This is a genomic window from Campylobacter parajejuni, assembly GCF_046764905.1.
In the GTDB taxonomy this organism is placed as follows: domain Bacteria; phylum Campylobacterota; class Campylobacteria; order Campylobacterales; family Campylobacteraceae; genus Campylobacter_D.
This window is the reverse complement of record NZ_JBKORB010000005.1, coordinates 127,987-143,575: the sequence shown is the minus strand read 5'-3', so window position 1 is coordinate 143,575 and position 15,589 is coordinate 127,987. Positions and strand designations below refer to the sequence as shown.

13 protein-coding genes are annotated in these 15,589 nt (G+C 35.1%); 3 read left to right on the top strand and 10 right to left on the bottom strand.

The genetic code is table 11. From position 1 onward, the window contains the following. The first annotated feature begins 50 nt into the window (after positions 1 to 50). Complete coding sequence (gene carB / locus ACLL8X_RS06425; RefSeq protein WP_411990095.1) at positions 51 to 3,320, top strand: carbamoyl-phosphate synthase large subunit; 3,270 nt, start codon at positions 51 to 53, stop codon at positions 3,318 to 3,320. Then, positions 3,317 to 3,751, top strand: coding sequence for a Sua5/YciO/YrdC/YwlC family protein (locus ACLL8X_RS06420; protein WP_411990094.1), 435 nt, complete (start codon positions 3,317 to 3,319; stop codon positions 3,749 to 3,751). The genes carB and ACLL8X_RS06420 overlap by 4 nt, the downstream gene beginning before the upstream one ends. A 3-nt stretch (positions 3,752 to 3,754) precedes the next feature. Here the strand turns inward: ACLL8X_RS06420 and ACLL8X_RS06415 are convergent, their stop codons facing one another. From ACLL8X_RS06415 to lpxB, 9 genes are all read right to left on the bottom strand, one after another. Next, the gene (locus tag ACLL8X_RS06415; protein WP_411990093.1) at positions 3,755 to 4,723 is read right to left on the bottom strand and encodes a DUF2972 domain-containing protein; all 969 of its coding nucleotides are present in this window, start codon (positions 4,721 to 4,723) and stop codon (positions 3,755 to 3,757) included. Between the two features lie 366 nt (positions 4,724 to 5,089). Further along, positions 5,090 to 6,064 (bottom strand): transaldolase, encoded by a 975-nt coding sequence (locus tag ACLL8X_RS06410; RefSeq protein ID WP_411990092.1) that lies wholly within the window; start codon positions 6,062 to 6,064, stop codon positions 5,090 to 5,092. Position 6,065: 1 nt separating this feature from the next. Beyond that, positions 6,066 to 6,689, bottom strand: coding sequence for a phosphoserine phosphatase SerB (gene serB, locus ACLL8X_RS06405; RefSeq protein ID WP_411990091.1), 624 nt, complete (start codon positions 6,687 to 6,689; stop codon positions 6,066 to 6,068). Further along, a complete protein-coding gene (locus tag ACLL8X_RS06400) occupies positions 6,689 to 7,207 on the bottom strand; it encodes a chemotaxis protein CheW (RefSeq protein ID WP_411990090.1) in 519 nt (172 codons plus the stop codon). The genes serB and ACLL8X_RS06400 overlap by 1 nt, the downstream gene beginning before the upstream one ends. Positions 7,208 to 7,211: 4 nt before the next feature. Continuing rightward, a complete protein-coding gene (locus ACLL8X_RS06395) occupies positions 7,212 to 9,518 on the bottom strand; it encodes a hybrid sensor histidine kinase/response regulator (protein ID WP_411990089.1) in 2,307 nt (768 codons plus the stop codon). 3 nt (positions 9,519 to 9,521) lie between these two features. Beyond that, entirely contained in the window at positions 9,522 to 10,478 is a 957-nt protein-coding gene (locus ACLL8X_RS06390; RefSeq protein WP_411990088.1) for a chemotaxis protein, read from the bottom strand. Beyond that, positions 10,471 to 11,229 carry a metallophosphoesterase gene (locus ACLL8X_RS06385; protein ID WP_411990119.1) on the bottom strand — a complete coding sequence of 253 codons (759 nt, stop codon included), beginning with the start codon at positions 11,227 to 11,229 and terminating at the stop codon, positions 10,471 to 10,473. The genes ACLL8X_RS06390 and ACLL8X_RS06385 overlap by 8 nt, the downstream gene beginning before the upstream one ends. A 9-nt stretch (positions 11,230 to 11,238) precedes the next feature. After that, positions 11,239 to 11,724: a transcription elongation factor GreA gene (gene greA, locus ACLL8X_RS06380; protein WP_411990087.1), complete on the bottom strand. Its 486-nt coding sequence runs from the start codon at positions 11,722 to 11,724 to the stop codon at positions 11,239 to 11,241. Positions 11,725 to 11,735: 11 nt separating this feature from the next. Further along, positions 11,736 to 12,830, bottom strand: coding sequence for a lipid-A-disaccharide synthase (gene lpxB / locus ACLL8X_RS06375; RefSeq protein WP_411990086.1), 1,095 nt, complete (start codon positions 12,828 to 12,830; stop codon positions 11,736 to 11,738). Positions 12,831 to 13,065: 235 nt separating this feature from the next. Here lpxB and pepT point away from each other — a divergent pair, with 235 nt between their 5' ends. After that, positions 13,066 to 14,295, top strand: coding sequence for a peptidase T (gene pepT / locus ACLL8X_RS06370; protein ID WP_411990085.1), 1,230 nt, complete (start codon positions 13,066 to 13,068; stop codon positions 14,293 to 14,295). On the opposite strand, the gene dcuC is transcribed toward pepT, so the two are convergent. Then, entirely contained in the window at positions 14,287 to 15,579 is a 1,293-nt protein-coding gene (gene dcuC, locus ACLL8X_RS06365; RefSeq protein WP_411990118.1) for a C4-dicarboxylate transporter DcuC, read from the bottom strand. The genes pepT and dcuC overlap by 9 nt on opposite strands. Positions 15,580 to 15,589: the final 10 nt, after the last annotated feature.

The window sequence follows — 15,589 nt, the reverse complement described above, 5'->3', positions numbered from 1 at the left end:
TAGTCTAAAAGTAATTTTGTTATCATTAAGCTAAATTTATAGGAAAAGTTATGCCAAAACGAACAGATATTAAAAATATTTTACTCATAGGAAGTGGTCCTATTGTTATAGGACAAGCTTGTGAATTTGATTATTCAGGCACCCAAGCAGCCAAAACCCTAAAAGAGCTAGGCTACAAAGTTGTTTTAATCAACTCCAATCCCGCTACCATTATGACAGACCCTGAATTTGCCGATGCAACTTATATAGAACCCATTACAAAAGAAAGTATTTTAAGCATTATCAAAAAAGAAAAAATTGATGCTATTTTACCCACTATGGGTGGGCAAGTGGCTTTAAATGTGGCTATGGAAGTTTATGAAAGCGGACTTTTAGAAAATGTGAAATTTTTAGGAGCGAATCCTGAAGCGATTAAAAAGGGTGAAGACCGCCAAGTTTTTAAAGAATGTATGAAAAAAATCGGTATGGATTTGCCAAAATCCATGTATGCCTATGATTATGATGAAGCTTTAAAAGCCGTAGATGAAATAGGCTTTCCTTTGATGATTCGTGCTTCTTATACCTTAGGGGGTGCGGGTAGTGGCGTGGTTTATAATATGGATGAGTTTAAAGAGCTTACCCACGCAGCCCTAGCCTTATCGCCTATCCATGAAATTTTGATTGAAGAAAGTTTATTAGGCTGGAAAGAATACGAAATGGAAGTCATACGCGATAAATTGGATAATTGTATCATAGTATGCAGTATAGAAAATATCGACCCTATGGGCGTTCATACAGGAGATAGTATAACCATAGCCCCAGCCTTAAGCCTTACGGATAAAGAATACCAAGTAATGCGTAATGCTTCCTTTGCTATTTTGCGTGAAATTGGCGTAGATACAGGCGGCTCTAATGTGCAATTTGCCATAAATCCAAAAGATGGGCGTATGATAGTCATAGAAATGAATCCAAGAGTCTCACGCTCCTCAGCCCTTGCTAGTAAGGCAACGGGCTATCCTATCGCTAAGGTCGCTACGCTTTTAGCAGTGGGTTTTAGCTTAGATGAGATTAAAAATGATATTACAGGAACTCCAGCTTCTTTTGAGCCTGTGATTGATTATATCGTTACAAAAATTCCTCGCTTTACCTTTGAAAAATTTCCCGGAGCCAACACAATTTTAGGCACAGCAATGAAAAGTGTAGGTGAAGTGATGGCAATAGGACGCACCTTTAAAGAAAGCATACAAAAGGCACTTTGCTCTTTGGAGCGTTCTTTAAGTGGTTTTGATAGGGTGGAATTTGAAAGTAAAAATGAGCTTATTTTTAAAATTCGCAATGCCAATGAAAAGCGTTTGCTTTATATAGCTCAAGCTTTTAGAGAAGGTTTTAGCGTAGAAGAGCTTTATGAGCTTTGTAAAATAGATTCTTGGTTTTTAACGCAGATTAAAGAAATCGTGGATTTTGAAGAGCAAATTGATATGGATATTTTAAATAACAAAGCTCTTTTAAGAAAAGCCAAAACTATGGGCTTTTCGGATAAAATGATAGCCTTGCTTGTCAATTTGAAAGATAATTTAGAACTAAGTCAAAATGATATTTATTATGCAAGAATGAAACAAAAAATCATAGCCGAATTTAGCGAGGTGGATACTTGTGCGGGCGAGTTTGAAGCTTTAACTCCTTATCTTTACTCCAGTATCAATGTAAGCGAACTCACTCAAAGTAAAAACGAAAATAAGGACAAAAAAGAAAAAAAAGTGATGATTATAGGTGGGGGACCTAATCGCATAGGACAAGGCATAGAATTTGATTATGCTTGTGTGCATGCTTCTTTTGCGCTTAAAGATATGGGTGTTAAAACCCTGATGTATAATTGTAATCCCGAAACCGTTTCAACCGATTATGATACAAGTGATATTTTGTATTTTGAACCTATTGATTTTGAGCATTTAAGGGCTGTGATTGAAAGAGAAAAGCCTGATGGGGTCATAGTGCATTTTGGGGGACAAACTCCTTTGAAATTTGCTAAACGCCTTAGTGCTTTTGGGGCTAAAATCATAGGCACAAATGCAAGAGTAATTGATAAGGCAGAAGATAGAAAGAAATTTGCTGAATTTATTACAAAGCTAGGCATTAATCAGCCAAAAAATTCTACTGCAAGCAGTGTGGAAGAAGCAGTGCTTAAGGCTAGTGATATAGGCTATCCTGTGCTTGTGCGTCCAAGCTATGTTTTAGGGGGGCGTGCGATGCGTGTGGTAAATGATGAGAGTGAGCTTAGACTTTATATGCAAGAAGCTGTGGATGTGAGCGATAAAAGCCCTGTTTTGATTGATGAATTTTTGGATAATGCCACAGAAATTGATGTGGATGCTATTTGTGATGGTAAAGATGTCTATGTGGCGGGGATTATGGAGCATATAGAAGAAGCAGGAATCCATTCAGGCGATAGTGCTTGCTCCTTGCCGCCTTGTAATATCGATGATAAAATGCAAGAATTTATCACTCAAAAAACAGCCGATATTGCTTTAAATTTGGGTGTTGTAGGGCTTTTAAACATACAATTTGCCTTGCATAATAATGAGCTTTATATAATAGAAGTTAATCCTAGAGCTAGTCGCACCGTGCCTTTTGTGAGTAAGGCAACGGGCATTCCTTTGGCAAAGGTAGCAACGCGTGTGATGTGGCAAGGAAATTTAAAAGAAGCTTTGAAATTTTATGATACTTTTAAAGTGGTTCGTTATGACACTAAAATTTTACGCCCTAAAACTCCAAAATATATGAGCGTAAAAGAAGCAGTGTTTCCCTTTGCAAAGCTTAGTGGAAGTGATTTAGAACTAGGACCTGAAATGCGTTCAACGGGCGAGGTTATGGGGATAAGCAAGGATTTTGCTAATGCTTTTGCTAAGAGTCAAGTGGCTTCTTTTAATCCTCTGCCAAAGAGCGGAGTGGTTTTTATTTCTCTAAAAAATAGGGACAAAAAATACAGCAAAAAACTGGCTGAAAAATACCTTAAACTAGGCTTTAAACTCGTAGCTACAAGTGGCACCCGTAAAGAAATTTTAGAAAGCGGTTTTGAATGTGAATTGGTGCATAAAATTTCAGAAGGGCGTCCTAATGTTGAAGATAAGCTTAAAAATGCAGAAATAAACCTAGTCATCAATACTAGCGATAGCCATAGCTTTGAAGGCGATACGAAAAAAATCCGCGAAAATATTATTCGTTTTAAAATACCTTATTTTACGAATTTACGCTCGGCTTTAGCGGGGGCAAAGAGCATTAAGGCTATACAGGATAAAAGCTATTTGGAAGTAAAAAGCTTACAAGAATGGCTTAAAGCTTGATTTATTTAGCCCAAACAGACACCACAGCAGGATTTTTAAGTAAAAATTTAGAAGAGCTTAATGCTTTAAAGGGTAGAGATAAAAATCAGCCTTGTCTCATCACTACGGCTAAATTGAGTGAGTTAAAAGAACTTGCAAGAGTTCCCACTCCTTTTAAAAATTTAGTGCGTCGTTCAAAAAAGACTAGCTTTATCTATCCTAATCAAAAAGCCATTCGTATAGTCAAAGAATGCAAACACGCAGAATTTTTAAGCAAAAATGGGTATTTTTATTCTTCTTCGGCGAATAAGCACGGGCAAAGCTTTGATGAAAAATGGGCTAAAGAAATAGTTCTAAAAAACAAGGGAGTGGTGCTTGATGAAGAATTTTTTGAAAATACGCCTTCAAGTATATTTAAACTTTCAAAAACTAATAGAGTAAAAATACGCTAAAAGCTAATTTTTAAACATATCCTCAAAAATAGCGTAGTATTTCCAAGATTTAACTATATCCATTCTCGCATTTTTGATATGCTGTGTTTCCTTATCTAAAATTGATTTTAAGTAAATTCTATCCGCTGGGTGTTCTCTTAAGTGCTGGATAACTTCGTTTATATTTAAGAGCTTTTTATTTTCTAGTAAAATTCTATCATTTAACTTTGATATAAAATTAAGCAGATATTCAGAAAGCTTCTTAAAAGCATCGCAGTCTGAAGAAATACGCAAAAAATCATTTTTGTGTATATAAATACCAAAGAATTCATTTCTTTTTTTCATTAAAAATTCATACAAATCCAAATACGCAAAATAATTTTTACGGTGATGAAAATCAAAATTTATGGCAATATCATTGATTTTAAAAAATAAGGGCAACCAAAGCATACAATGAGCCTTAAAATAATTTGTGCGTATGCATTCGCTATTTTTATAATCAGAAATGATTTTAAAATTTAAATCCTTAGACATCGATTTTAGCTTTAAGTCTATATTAGAACTTCTAATATCCTTAAGATCTAAATAAAAAATTTTGTGTTTGCCAAATACTCTCATAAAATCAGCATATACAAAGAGAAAAGAGAAATTTATAATTCTTATGTTTTTATTGAAATACGAGCTATTTTCATCTATAAAAATATCTTCAAATTTATCATTTAGGGTAAAATCTTGTTTTTTGGTTAGCTTGAGTTGGGTTTTATCCCATCTGCCTTTTCGGGCTAAAATATGTTTGATAAGTTCTATTGGGTCTCTAACTTGACATAATATGGAGCATTTTTCCTTAGAAAACAAATGAAAAAATTTATCCCTGTCTAATTTATTGTAATAAACAGCATCACTTAGGGCTATGGCATACATTTGCGAAGGATTGGATAATAAAATTTCTAAAATTTTAAAATATCTTTGTTTTGCTTCCCCCCCCCGTAGCAATAAACAAATAGGTGTCTATAATTTTTAGATTAGTTTTTGCCAAAAAATAATCCCTTAGAGATAACATACCACAACCATGACTGTAAAGCCATAAAAAAGCGTAGTTTTCGGGTAGGGGTGCATTAATATTCCAAAGAATTTCTGGTGGAGTTTTGTGATAGTTTATGAATTTTGGATTAAGTAAGGGAGGATAGGGGTGATTTGCATCCATAAATTTGTTTTTAAAAACTTCAGATTCTATCCAACTTTTTATGTCATCAATATTTTTTATAAAAAATTTAAGATTATTTAGGACTAAATGAAAGAAAGGTTTATAATGAGAAATTTGATTTAATAAGATAGATATTTTGTATTTTTTATCGCTTTTCATAGCTTGCTCAAAATATCTTCAAAAGCCATACAAAACTGCTCTAAACCATCTCTTAGTAAATCATCACAAGCCTTTTCTCTTTCTTCTTGGAGTATGATTTGATTTAATTGGGTGTAAATTTCAAAATTCATCAAGGGCTTTTTAAATTCTTTTTTACCTTCAAAGGCTTGTATGGCATCAAGTGGAGCGGTATTGATGCTATTTTCAAAAAGAAGTTCTTTGATATAATAATCTTTTGCCAAACCCGCTTCTTTAACCCCCGTGCTTGCAAATAAGGCACGAATATTAGCCTCATTTTTAGCGATGATATTGTTATAAGCTAAATTTGCATTTAAAATTCCTATGCGATTTGGCTCTTTTGCCTTGTGGTTTAAAAGCCTATCAAAACGACTTACAAAAATACTTATAACCGCTTGTGGAGTTCTTAAATCATCCTTTAAGGCTGCATTGTTTTTTCTAAATTCCATTAAGCCCAAATTCAAGGCTTCAAAGCATTTTTGACTTTGCTCAAGGGAGAAAATCAAAGTAGCATTGACATTAATGCCGTTTTTCATCAGCTCATACATCACTTCATAAGAAGCCTTTGTAGCTGGAATTTTAATCATTACATTTTCTTTGCCAATAGCACTATAAAGCCTTTTAGCTTCGCCCAAACTAAGAGCAGTATTATCATAAAGTCTTGGGTCTATTTCAATACTAATAAAACCATCATTTTTTTGATGAAAAAGGTGTGCCAAGCTATTGGCTGCTTTTTGAATATCAGCAATGGCTAATTCTTCATAAATTTCTTTTGCCTTTTTGCCCCTTAATTTAAGAATTTTATCCTTATAAAAAGGAGAAGTTAAAATGGCATTTTTAAAAATCGTAGGGTTTGAGGTTGCTCCATTTACCCCAAAGGCTAGTAAATCCAAAAATTCATTATCCAAAAAATTATTTTCTATAAAATCGCACCAAAGAGAAAATTTTTTCATTTTATATTGCCTTTATAATTTCTTTTAAATCTTTTGTATCTATGCAAATATCAGCCTTAGAGCGTAAAATTTCTTTAGCACAAAAGGCTATTTTTAAACCACTTTCATCAAACATCGCCACATCATTTGCTCCATCACCCACGCACATCACTTCAGTTGTTTTTAAATTCAAAAAATTTTTTAGTCTTTGCAACATCAAGCCTTTTGAATTTAAAAACATCATTTCTCCGCCCACTAGTCCTGTTAAAATACCCTTTTTATGGTGTAAATAATTTGCAAAACCTAGCTTGATTCCAAGTTTTTGCATAGCAGGGTCTATGCCTTCGTGAAAACCCCCACTGAAAATAACAATTTGTATATTTTTGGATTTTAAATGTGAGATAAGCTCATAAGCTCCGCACATCAATGGAAGCGTAGTGCCTAATTCTAAAACTTTTTGATAAGACATACCTTTTAAAAAACTCACCCGTTTTTGAAGACTTTCAAAAAAATCAAGCTCTCCAGCCATAGCGTGGCAGGTAAGTTCGCTACTTTCCCTGCCCTTACCATAAGCTGAAGCTAAAATATCGATGGTTTCGCCATCCATTAGGGTAGAATCAAAGTCAAAAACACAAAGTTTTATCATTAAAATTCACGCTTAAGCAGGGCTTCAACCTTAAGTATAGTTAAAATATTTTCATCTCTTTTTCCTATACCATAAATCATACCCTTTTCTTTAACCAAAGTTTCAGGCGGTGGATCTATTCTATTTCTGTGAATTTTAATGGCTTCTGTAAGTCTATCTATGACAAAACCGGCATTTCTTCCAACCCCAGTGCCATTTGTTTCCCCTCTTAAGACTATATATCTTGTTTGAGAAGTCATTTTGGAACTTCCTAGGTTAAAGCGTTGGGCTAAATCAATAAGCGGCATAACATTACCACGCATATTAAAAACCCCTAGAACATAATCAGGCACACTAGGAACCCTTGTAAATTCTATGGGTTTAATGATTTCTTGTATGTTAAGGATGGGAATAGCGTATTCTTCATCTCCCACGACAAAACCCACAAGCTGGATAATATCATCTTCTTTTTCGATGTCAGGACCAGCCATCTGAGTTTGCTGTTTTTGCAAAATTTGCTCTAATTTTTCATTACTCATATTCTTATCCTAGTTTCAAATTTTTTCTAACTACATTTTCCAAGTATTCTGGAGAATAAGGCTTGGTAATATACTCAGTCATACCTACTTCAACCCCTCTTAAGCGGTCTGTTTTGCTTGTTCTTGAAGTAACTGCTATGAGTGGCAAGTTGCGATATTTAGAATATTTTCTAATCTCACCTGCTAGAGTATAACCATCCATTCTTGGCATTTCAATGTCAATAAGCATGGCATCAATATCATGCTCACCAGACTTGATAATATTAAGCGCTTCAACTCCATTTGTCGCTTCTACAAGGCTTACACCTAGTGGCTCTAAAGCCTTTTGCATAAGGGTTCTATCCATTTTAGAATCATCAACGATTAACACTTTATAATCACTTGGTTGTTCTTTAGGTTTTTTAGCACTAGATTCAAGCTGAGCTTTAATATCGACTTTAATTTCTTTTGCCATATCCATCATCGCACCCACATCGATGATAAGTGTTACCCTACCATCACCTCTTATGGTCGCACCGGCTATGCCTTGAATGTTTTGTAAATAATCACCCATAGACTTAATAACAATTTCTTCTTGACCCACAAGAGTATCAACTATGATACCCAGCTTACTTTCAGCCACGCCTATGACCACGACATAGGTTTGGTCTCCACTTTCAAGCACTTGTTTAACTCCAAAGACATCCGAAAGTCTTACAAGAGAAAGCACTTCATCTCTTAAACGCAAGACATTTTTACCTTCAATGGTATAAATATCATCAATTGGCACCCTAACGGTTTCAAGAACGCTAGCCAAAGGAATGGCATAGAATTCTTCTTGAGTTCCTACAAGTAAGGATTGGATAATAGCTAAGGTAAGTGGAATTTTAAGCTTAAACGAACTCCCTTTACCCAACTCACTATCAATTTCTATGACTCCGTTAAGCTTTTCTATATTGGTTTTAACCACATCCATTCCCACGCCACGACCCGATACATTTGTAACCTTAGCCGCAGTAGAAAAGCCCGGTTTGAAAACCAAAGCAAAGGCTTCTTTGTCGCTCATTTGGTCTGCTTCTCTTTCGGTAATCAAATTTTTCTCTATAGCTTTTGCCTTTAAAGCATTTGGGTCAAGTCCTTTACCATCATCGGTAATTTCAACCACTATATGATTTCCTTCATTATAAGCTTTTAATTGGACTACACCTTTTTCAGGCTTTTCATTAGCTGCACGAGTGGCTGGATCTTCGATACCATGGTCGCACGAATTTCTAATCATATGCATAATAGGATCGCCAATTTCTTCTACAATAGACTTATCAAGCTCAGTTTCTTCACCTGTAATTTCAAGTTCTATTTGCTTTCCTAGTTCGCGACTTAAATCCCGCACAACTCTTGGGAATTTATTGAAAACTTTTGCAATAGGTTGCATTCTTGTTTTCATTACGGCAAGTTGGACATCGGTTGTAATGATGCTAAGCTGACTTACCACTTGATTAAGCTCTTCAAGGAATTTTTCACCTTCATAACGCTCTTCAACATCATCGTAAATTTTAAGTAAGCGGTTTTTGCCCAAAACAAGTTCGCCGATTAAATTCATTAAATGGTCAAGCCTTTTGACTTCCACACGTATAGTTTGGTCCATAGCACCGCTACCACCTCCTGAAGCTGGGACTTTTTTCTCTCCACCTTCTACTGGTTTATTTGCAGTATTTGCACTCGGTTTTGGCGTGGCATTTGCACTTTGTTTTTTTTGCGCACGACGTGCTTGGTCTTCTGCTTTTCTAACTTTTAAAAGTCTTTCTATTTCAGCTTCAACTTCAGAATCGCTTAATTTATTTACATCTACTTCAGGTTCTGGAGCAGCTTCTTCTTTTTTTGGCTCCGTTTCGGTTTTTGGTGTGGTGTTTTCGCTTGAAGCATTAGCTGTGGTTGGAGCTTCTCCTTCTGAAATAGCTGTGAGTCTAGCACAAATAGGTGCTATATCCATACCAATAGCCGTATCGTTGCCATTATCGCGAATGGAATTAAGCAGGGTTTTCATTCTGTCAATAGACTCTAAAACCACATCCATAATATCCGGAGTTATTTTCAATTCCCCGTGTCTTGCCTTATTTAATACATCTTCCATATGATGTGTTAATTTTGTTAAAACATCAAAATTTAAAAAGCTTGATGAACCTTTAACCGTATGAGCAACGCGGAAAATTCTATTTAATAATTCTAAGTCTTCAGGATTGGACTCAAGCTCTACTAAATCATGGTCGATTTGCTCAACAAGCTCAAAAGCTTCAACCAAAAAGTCTTCAAGTATTTCTTGCATATCTTCCATATTTTACCCCTGTTCTTGAGATTGATGTTTTTTTATGACCTTAGCAATTTCATTAAAGAAATCGCTAGCGTTAAATTTAACCAAATAGCCTTCGCCACCGGCTTCTTGAACACCTTTCTCATTCATAAATTCATTTGATAAAGATGAGTTAAAGACTATAGGAATATCCTTAAATCTTGCGTCTTCTTTAATGCGTGCAGCAAAATGAAAGCCGTCCATTTGTGGCATTTCAACATCACTGACTATAATTTTTAGAGTATCACTCAAACCTTCGCCATAAACTTGACTAAGCTCTTCTAGTTTTTTTAGTCCTTCAACTCCATCTTTAGCTTCAATAACTTGAAAGCCCATTTGCTGCATCATCTCTTTCACACGTTTTCTAGCTGTCATACTATCATCTAAAATAAGTGCAGACCCACTGAATTTTTCTATTTTTCCAAAATCAATTTCTGTTTTTGGCGCATAAATTCCTAAATCCTCAACAACGCTTTCAAGGTCTAAAATCAATAACACTTCATCATTTTCAATGCGTGTTACACCTGTAATCTTTCCTTTATCTAAAGCACCTGAACCCGTAGAAAAGGTAGCTGGCTCTATATCTTTCCAGTTGATTCTGCGAATTCTTTTTGCTTCATGGACAATAAAACCTATGAGTATATTGCTAAATTCAGTAATGATAACTCTAGGCTTTAGCATAGTGCTTTCAGGCTCTGTGATTTGCATCCATTTAGCAAGATTAACCACAGGTATAACCACTCCACGAAGGTCAAAAATCCCTTCGATATAATCAGGCACACCCGGAAGTTCCGTAAGACTTGGGATTTTGATAATCTCCCTAACCTTAGAAACATTAACACCATAAATTCCTTCATAGACTTTATCGTGTCCTTGCTTAAATATACGGAAATCGACAAGCTCCATTTCATTTGAACCCGTTTTCACGATATTTTCATCAAACATTTTGACCCCTCAATTTCTGTTCTCGAAATTTGATTTCTTGCTCGTATTCTACTATAAAAAAACTTCTCTCATATGCAAAACTAGCCAAGTTGAAATATTTAATACCTTCTTCATTTAAAATAAAATTTTGATGATAATGCCCTTCACATACCCAAAACCCTAAATTTTCATATTTTTCATATCTTTTTTTGGCTAAATTCTCAAAATTTTTTATTTTATAAAAAAGGTTTTTTTTGTTTTGTTTTTTAAGAATTTGATTGGAAATAAAATGACAACTCAGTCTATTTAAAAAATTTAAAAATACAAGCAAATAATGATTTCTTAGGCTTTTGAGTATGAATTGCAAAAAGGGAGTTAAAAAAATATCCCCGTGAGCTAATTTTATAAAAAACTTAGCTTGAGTGAGATTATTAGCTTTACTTGTATGCAAATTAAGTTTGATGGGTTGTTCTTGAAGTTTAAAAATTTTAACCCTTTGAAAAAAACGGCTAAGATTAAAATCGTGATTGCCTTCGATATAGATAATTTCCATTTTTAAAGCCAATTCTTCAAGCAAGTCAATATAAGGCTTTGCAAATTCGTGCGTAGCAGAAATTTCGCCCACAAGCAAATCAAAAATATCTCCCATAAGTATGAGTTGTGAAGTGGAAATTTCAGCCTTTTTTAAAGCCTGTAAAAATTCCCAAAACCCCTTTCTTTGTTCGTTTTCGTGGGCATCAGCGATTAAAATCGCTCCATTTTGAAGTAAAATTTTTTGTCCTTAAAATTGCAAGGGTTCGTAGCTAATGGAAAGGATTTCAAACTCACTTTCGCCTTTTGGCAAACGCACCTTAAAATCATCGCCTTCTTTTTTTCCAAGCATAGCCCTTGCAATAGGTGAAGCTATGGAAATATAGCCTTTGTCTAAATTTCCTTCGCAACTACCCACTAGAGTGTATTTGCTTTCCTTTTCGCTTTGTAAATCCAAAATCACAACGCTTGAGCCAAATTTCACGCTATCGTGTTCGTAGCTTGAAGGGTCTATGACTTGTGCTCTTGCGAGTAAATCGCCCAGTTCGCTAATGCGACTTTCTATTAAGGCTTGTTTTTCTCTTGCAGCGTGGTATTCGGCATTTTCTTTTAAATCCCCATGAGAGCGTGCAGTGTCAATCTCCACAACAACAGCAGGGCGTTCCTTATCTTTTAAATTTTTTAATTCAGCGACTAATTTATCATAACCAAATTGACTCATAGCTTCTTTTTGCATGATTTATCCTTTTAAATTTCATTTAATATCTTTGCTAAATTCTTAGCACTTCCAAATTTCAAATACTCTTTTAAAAAAGCAACTTTAGCAAAAAATGCCTTATAATCATATTTATTATAAGCTTGGTATAAATTTAAAGCACTCACTTCATCTTGTAAAAATTCAGGATGTAAAGCCTCTTTTCCCGCAAAATCACAAAAGATATTGGCAAGTCCTATGTATTTGAGTTTGACAAAAAGTTTTGCGATAAAAATATCAATAGCTTTTGCCTTGTAAGCTAAAATAAAAGGAGTTCCAACTAAGGCAGCTTCTAAGGTAGCTGTGCCACTACAAATAAAGGCAAAATCCGCTTTTTTAAGAAGCTTTGGGGTGTGGCTTTCTATTTTAAATTCCCCAAGTTCGCCATAAATTTCAAGCTTGTTAAGATTAAAAGAAGGAATACAAAGAATTTTTTCCCCTTGAAATTTCTTAGCAAGTTCTCTAAAAATAGGCATTAAACGCATGATTTCACTTTTTCTAGAACCGGGCAAAAAGGCGATAATTTTTTCATTTTCTCTTTTTGAAAGCAGGGTGTTTATAGCCTTTGCGTCTTTAAATTCTTTGATTTCATCTAAGAGTGGATGCCCTAAATAAATGCTTTTGTTAAAAAATTTCTCATCAAGGGGTAAAATGGAGCCTAGTATGTCAAAATGAGCTTCTATAATAGGAATGCGTCCTTTTTTCCACGCCCAAACCTGAGGTAAGATATAATAAATTCTTTTTATTTTGGAATTTGCTTTTTTCAAAGCTTTAGCAAAAGGGATATTAAAAGCAGGAGAATCTATACATAAAATCGCATCCATTTTTTGAGTAAAACTTAAATCTACAAGCTCTTTAATCGCTCTTTTGGCTTTAAAAATAAGAGGCACAATCTCTACAAAACCCATAGCGCTAAATTCGTGTGAGCTATAAAGTGGTTTTGAGCTTAAAGCGAATTCTTGGCATAAATTTTCATCATAAATACCAAAAAGTTCAAATTCTCCAAATTCTTGCCTATAAGTTTTTAACACTTCTTTTAAATGTAAATTGGCTGATGGTTCTAAGGCACAGACTAAAAAGCTTTTCATTCTCACTCTTTTTTAAAATTTAAAATATAATCATAGCCCATTTTCACTTAAGACTTTTTTGAAAATTAAAAGCTAATGTTTAAGGCTTGACAAATTAAACTTTTAAGGTGTAATTTTTACTTAACGAAACAAAACTTATAAAAGCGTTAAAAATTTATTAAGATATTAGCACAAAGTAAAGTATAATATAAACTTAGCTTTTAAGCTTTTGGATATTGATTTTAAAGGAGAAAATATGGACATAGTGCAGAGATTTTTAAACTACACAAAAATCAACACTACCACAGATAGAAAAAAAGGAGCAGCTGGGCTTATGCCTTCGAGTGAGAATCAAAATGAGCTTGCTAAGCTTTTAGAAAAAGAGCTAAGAGAATTAGGGCTAAGTGAGATAAAAAGAAGGGATAATGCCATCACTACGGCTTTACTTCCTGCTAATACTAAGGACGCACCTGCCATAGCCTTTTTTGCTCATTTGGATACAAGTTGTGAGCAAACAAGTGATACAAAGGCAAGTGTAACACTTTACAAGGGAGGCGATATTTGCCTTAATGAAGAATTAGGTATTTATTTAAAGGCTAAGGATTTTAAAGAGCTAGAAGCTTATGTAGGCGATGAGATTATCCATACAGATGGAACAAGTTTGCTGGGTGCTGATGATAAGGCGGCGATTGCTGAGATTATGGATATGGTGGAGTTTTTTGTGAAAAATCCCCAGCAAAAGCACGGCGATATTATAGTGTGTTTTTTGCCTGATGAAGAGCAAGGACTTAGGGGAGCTAAAGCTTTGGATATTAGCGAAATAAAAGCGGATTTTGGATACTGCCTTGATTGCTGTGGTATAGGGGAATTTATTTATGAAAATTGGAATGCTGGAGACGTGGAAATAGTCTTTAGCGGAGAAAGTGCGCATCCTATGAGTGCGAAGGGTAAGCTTGTCAATTCCTTGCTTTTGGCTCATCAATTTATTTCTATGCTCCCTCGTGGCGAAGCACCTGAATACACTGAAAATAAAGAAGGATATTTTTGGGTAAAAGAGCTAAATGGTAATAGCGTTAAAAGTGTTTTGACTATGGATGTAAGAGAATTTGATGCACAAAAATACCGACAAAGAATGCAGTTCTTAAAAGATTTAGTAGAAGCTTGTAATAAAATTTGGGGACAAGAAAGAGCGAAAATTAAATTAAGCGATAGATATAAAAATGCCTTTGATAGCTTAAAAACGACCGATAGTCCCGCTATACAACTAGCCTTAAAAGCCTATGAAAAGCTAGGCATTAAAACTAAAATCATTCCTATGAGAGGAGGATATGATGGGGCGGTAATTTCTCAAAAGGGTGTTCCGTGTCCCAATATTTTCACCGGCGCTCATAATTTTCACTCCATTTATGAATATTTGCCTGTAAATTCTTTAAAAATGGCGAGTAAGGTTTTACAAGAAATTATCCTAGACGCCGCTTCAAAGTAAGACAAAGGCTATTACAATCACACCTACAAGCCCACCTAAAGCGGTTCGTTTTACCACTTCTAGGGGGCTTACTCCCGCCATAGCTGAGACTAAAATACAAGCTCCAAGTATAGGCGAAAGATACCTGCCTAGCACGGCTGACATCGCTACGGCTGTGCCAAGTTTGGCTTGGTCAAAACCTAAATCCTGTGCGTGTATGGTAACAGCACTATTAAAAGCTAAGGCTGCCGCATCGCCTGAGCCTGTAATCATCGCCATAATAAAGGGTATGAAAGTCCCACCTATGGACACATAGCTTTGCTCATTTTTAAGCCATTCTATGACTAAATCAATCACTCCACAAGCCTTAAGTCCCGCAACAAAAACTGAAGCAGCAATGATAATACCGATAATCTCAGCATAAGATTTTCCCATACCATTAAAAAATTCCTTACAAATTTTATCAGGCTTAGTTAGAGTAATAACTACAGCTATAATAGCTCCAAGCACCATAGCTTCGGCAACGCTAACTTTTTTTGTCCAAGCTAAAAACCCCCATTCGCTTAAAGAGCTTGCTCCGCTTAAAAGTATAAATAAAGGCACTAAAGGCATTAAGGCGTAGGCTAAATTGATTTTTTCTATAGGTTTTTCTTGGATATTGTTATCAGCTAATTTGTAAATTTTTCCTTTTTGGTAGTCTTTTAAAAGTAAAGCCATAATCATCAAGCAACACATCATAATAAACCCTGAACTAAGAGCATTAGGCACTTGCACAGCTACAATTTCAGGAATGCTCTGTGTTGTCATTTTAGAAATAAAAACCGTGTGCGAAACACCCGGACTTAAAATCCCACCCATAGTCCCTGTAAGCACCACAGCAGCAGCCATAGCCGGATGGATACCTGAATTCATTAAAAGTGGAATCAACGTAGCTCCCACAGCTGCACTACAACCTGCGGCTGAAGGTATGGCTATGGCTATGAGAAAGGTAATGATAAAACAAAGTGGAATAAGAAAAAAACCTATATTTTTCAAAGGTTTGGTAAGTAATTTAACTAAGTGTTTATCGCATTGTGTGAATTTCATCACAAAGGCAAATCCCATACTCGCACAAATAGCTTGAATAAGAGCAGCTTGAGACATCGCATCAGCGAAGGCTTTAAGGGCATCAAGTGGTTTTAAAGAAAGTAAGCAAAGTCCAAAACCTATACCGATAAACACGCTTTTTGTGTCTGCTTTTTTGATGAGAAAAAATACAGCTAAAGCCGTAGCACCAATGGCAAGGAAGATATAAAAAATTTGCAAAGCTGACATT

Coding starts and splice junctions, on each gene's coding strand:
- carB (WP_411990095.1), top strand. CDS start 51: ATGCCAAAACGAACAGATATTAAAAATATTTTACTCATAGGAAGTGGT.
- ACLL8X_RS06410 (WP_411990092.1), bottom strand. CDS start 6,064: ATGAAAAAATTTTCTCTTTGGTGCGATTTTATAGAAAATAATTTTTTG.
- serB (WP_411990091.1), bottom strand. CDS start 6,689: ATGATAAAACTTTGTGTTTTTGACTTTGATTCTACCCTAATGGATGGC.
- ACLL8X_RS06400 (WP_411990090.1), bottom strand. CDS start 7,207: ATGAGTAATGAAAAATTAGAGCAAATTTTGCAAAAACAGCAAACTCAG.
- ACLL8X_RS06395 (WP_411990089.1), bottom strand. CDS start 9,518: ATGGAAGATATGCAAGAAATACTTGAAGACTTTTTGGTTGAAGCTTTT.
- ACLL8X_RS06390 (WP_411990088.1), bottom strand. CDS start 10,478: ATGTTTGATGAAAATATCGTGAAAACGGGTTCAAATGAAATGGAGCTT.
- greA (WP_411990087.1), bottom strand. CDS start 11,724: ATGCAAAAAGAAGCTATGAGTCAATTTGGTTATGATAAATTAGTCGCT.
- lpxB (WP_411990086.1), bottom strand. CDS start 12,830: ATGAAAAGCTTTTTAGTCTGTGCCTTAGAACCATCAGCCAATTTACAT.
- pepT (WP_411990085.1), top strand. CDS start 13,066: ATGGACATAGTGCAGAGATTTTTAAACTACACAAAAATCAACACTACC.